Source organism: Gammaproteobacteria bacterium (genome assembly GCA_027296625.1).
Taxonomy (GTDB): domain Bacteria; phylum Pseudomonadota; class Gammaproteobacteria; order JAKEHO01; family JAKEHO01; genus JAKEHO01.
In genome coordinates, this window is sequence record JAPUIX010000077.1 from 1 (window position 1) to 3,681 (window position 3,681).

4 protein-coding genes are annotated in these 3,681 nt (G+C 56.3%); all 4 read right to left on the bottom strand.

Annotated features, from left to right (window positions below; genetic code table 11):
• The coding region (locus O6944_04265; GenBank protein MCZ6718354.1) for a pilus assembly protein N-terminal domain-containing protein at positions 1-1,175 on the bottom strand (1,175 nt) is incomplete at its 3' end.
• A 47-nt stretch (positions 1,176-1,222) separates the two neighbouring features.
• Positions 1,223-2,008 (bottom strand): Flp pilus assembly protein CpaB, encoded by a 786-nt coding sequence (cpaB, locus tag O6944_04270; GenBank protein MCZ6718355.1) that lies wholly within the window; start codon positions 2,006-2,008, stop codon positions 1,223-1,225.
• 34 nt (positions 2,009-2,042) lie between these two features.
• The gene (locus O6944_04275; GenBank protein MCZ6718356.1) at positions 2,043-3,407 is read right to left on the bottom strand and encodes an AAA family ATPase; all 1,365 of its coding nucleotides are present in this window, start codon (positions 3,405-3,407) and stop codon (positions 2,043-2,045) included.
• On the bottom strand, positions 3,407-3,681 hold a 275-nt coding region (locus tag O6944_04280), incomplete at its 5' end, for a hypothetical protein (protein MCZ6718357.1). The genes O6944_04280 and O6944_04275, both read right to left, overlap by 1 nt.

The window sequence follows — 3,681 nt, forward strand, 5'->3', positions numbered from 1 at the left end:
ACGGTAGAGGACGCGCTGCGTTTGGTCAAAGCCGGCACGAAGAAGCTCTCCGATGCTCCTGACGAACTGAGTACCACGCTATTGGCTTCAGCCAACTCGCTCACGGTGACGTTGACTTTGAGATTGATACGCCCCGAATCCAATATTGTGGGTAGAAACCTCAATGCAATACCGAATTCCTTGAATTCTATGGTGGGTGCGGCGCCTACACCTCCGCCGCCGGGGACCGGAATCGGGAATTCACCTCCGGAAATAAACGTGGCCTCTTGCCCCGTCAGTGTCGTCAGCGTGGGCTCGGCGAGAATCTTTGCCAGGCCCTTATCCCTTGCCGCATTGAGAACGGAATTGAACATGAAGTCGCCGCTTTCGAAATTGGCGAATACTCCATTGTCGCTGATATCAAGCGGAACATCCGCCCCCAAAGGTATACCGGAAGGGACGACTGCGCCGCCACTTACAAGTCCGAAGGCCAGGTTGCTCGAGTTGAGTATGGCATTGAAATCGATATCGAAAATCCTCCCGAGTGTACGACTGAGCTCGGCGACTTTGACTTCCAGCATCACCTGCTGCGCTCCACCGATCTGCATGAAATTCACCACTCCCCCCGCGGCGCCGCCCTTATCTTTTCCTCCGCGCTGGCCCGTCGGTAGAAAGCTGCGTGCCAACTCTAACGCCGCCTCCATCTTCACCAAGCTGGACGCTTGGCCGCTTAAAACCAGCGATCTCTGAGACGAACGCACCTCGATATTTTCGGTCGGCAACAACTCGTGCAGCTTGCGCTTCAACGTGGCCAGATCGTGCGTGACTTCCAAATTTACGGTGGTAATGACCCGATCGTCTCTGTCCCAAAGCACAACGTTGGTGGTTCCCAGTGCTTTACCCACCACATAAATTTGTTGGGCGCGTAAAATCAGGATATCGGCGATCGCAGGATTGCCGATGGAAATCTTTTTTACCGGCGTCTTCAGCTGAAGTATGCGGGACTTGAAGAGCGGAACCTCCAGCGTCAATCCGGATTCAGGTCTTGGTATCCAGTCCGTCACTTGCTGTGCATTACTGATCGCAGGATAGTACAAACTCAGTACAAGCAGGCATAATAATGCTGCTGCAGCGAAAGATGATCTATCGTTGATATTCGCTCCGAACAAAAAGCTAGCTGTAATTTTTCTCTTCATGGCGAGTACTTATCTTCTCGAGGTTTACACAGCGCTGGGAAACCTCATTAGATTTTAACCTTCGTCTTGTTTACCTTGGTCCCACGTATGATGGTCACCGTGCCTGGAGGATGACTAGTGTGCTTCTTTTTATTTTGTATCTTTTTCTTGTTCGTCTGGCTTTTTGGCGCGACCTTCGAATCAGCAAGAGGATTGCGTAACGTCAGCTGAATCGAGCCTTCGGATCTGGCGTTGACAAGTGCCTCGGACTGCCGGGGAGACATTTCCATGGTCACAGCACGGACAATGACAGGTTCATTCTTTCCCGGGTTGGCCGTCTGGTCCACCGCTAGCACCTTGATGTTTTTAAGAAGCGTCTGTGTCACCGGCCGATTTTTGCCATTCCGGCGGGTGGCGAGAATATCTACTCTGTTACTCGGCGCCAGAAAGCCTGCGACCCCGATGACGTCGTTAACCCGCAAGGTGATGGCTCGCATCTTGGGATCTAAAACAGCCGCGAGGGTACTTCCCCCGTGGGTTTGGGCAACTCGCCCCTCCAGTATGATTTCTCCGGGAAGCAACTCTTGCTTCGCAATTCGCCCCTCGACCTTGCTGACATCATGAAATGCACCGTCCGGGATCAAATTGTCCGGCATGGGAACGATCTTGATGTGAGCGAGTTCGATTTTTTGTCCAAACGGGATCTTTAACGCAGCAGCCACCACCGTTGTGCCCATGCTCGCTTCCGCTGCCGGCATTGTGCGCTGCAGTATCCATTTGTTCGCGACCCATGCCGCGCCAGCGCTCAACATGAGCGCGACGCTCAACAGTAAGAACACTCTACCTTTCCTCATGACAATACTCCCTGCTTCACAGTGATTCCGGCACCTATCGCGCTGTTCCCTCTTCCAGTTTCGAGCGCTCGTCAAAAGACTTTATGAAGTAGTTATTCCAAGCCCATAGCATCCGTTTTGCGGTAAGATCATTCGGTTTGCCCTCGTAGAAACACTGATCTAGAGCGAAGCCCAGGAGATCTCGAGGATGACAAGGGAGCAATGGTACCCCGTGCCTGCCGTGCAGATTCTGGAGCACAAAGTTCAGCAACTCTCGATCGAACGAAATCCCTTTCTCCCGACATACTTGCCGCCAAATTTCCTCGTACTCTTTGGCATCCACGTCGCCAAAGTGAATCTTGTATCCCAGACGCCGTAGAAAGGCTTCGTCCGCCAGCTCCAAGGGATTCATGTTGGTGGAGAACATCAGCACCATGTCAAAGGGAACTTGAAAGTGTTTGCCCGCCCCGACGTTGAGAAAATCCCGTTGCTCTTCCATGGGTATGATCCAGCGATTCAACAGGTCCACAGTTGCCACGCGCTGGCGCCCCAAGTCATCGATCAGAAACATGCCGTTGTTGGCCTTGAGTTGAAGCGGCGCATGGTATTGCCTGGTCGCGTCCTCGTAGCGCACTTCCAGCAGGTCAAGGGTCAACTCGCCACCGGTGACGACGAACGGGCGTCGGCAGAGAACCAAGCGCGGATCATGGCCGGCGTCCAGCATCACACCGGGTACGGTGCCGATTCCGTTGGTAGCAAAGTGCACCGCCGGGTCGAAAACCTGGATCACCGTCTCGCCGGACGAGATAGCGTACGGAACCAGGACATCGTTGCCCAGAAGGCGGGCGAGACGCCGGCTGATATAGCTCTTGCCCGTGCCGGACGGCCCGTATACGAAAATCGGTCGGGCCGAGTGCACCGCCGGACCGAGTTGGTGCAACAATGCCTCCCGGATCACCACGTCGGAGAACGCCGCGCGCAGTTTTTCGCGCGTGATGACATTCGTGTGCACGGATTGTGCTTCCACCACCCGCACATAGTCGGGTAATGGCACCGGTGCCGGACCGACGTAGCCGCTCCTCATCAGCGCATCGAGGGCCCCCGCCCGGCCACGGTCGGTGAGCGCATAGCGTACACCGACACTGTCGCTACTGCCGCGGCGTACCTCGATCCACGCCTCGCCGCGCATGAATGCCAGCACCTGTTCCAAGATCGGCCCCGCCAGAGCGGTGCGCTCGGAAAGCTGGCGCACGTCCAGAACACCCCCTTCGAACAGGTGCTTCGCGACCAGGTCCGCGAGAAAGGACTCGGTCAATCCCGTTTCTTCCGATGTACGCGGCCGTGGCGCCAGGCGTGCGCGCGAGTCGGCGAGCGCAGACTCGGACGCCGGGGGCGAAGTTTCTCGCATCAGCGCGTCCATCACGATCCCCACATGGGCACTAGCCGTCCTGACTCCGACAAGCGCCAAAGCGCCACCAGGGTCCCGCCTGCGACGGCTATCGCATATGGCATTCGCATCGCAGCGGCCTCCCCGGATTCGGGTGGCACATAGCACCAGGTATGGGAGTAAATGAGGGTCTTCACCATGGCGCCATATCGGCATAACGTGGAAAGCAGCTCGCCGTGCACCACGAGTACCAGCACGGCCAGCATTCCGCCCACGATGAGGCTCAGACCGGCAGCCAGCAAGGTAT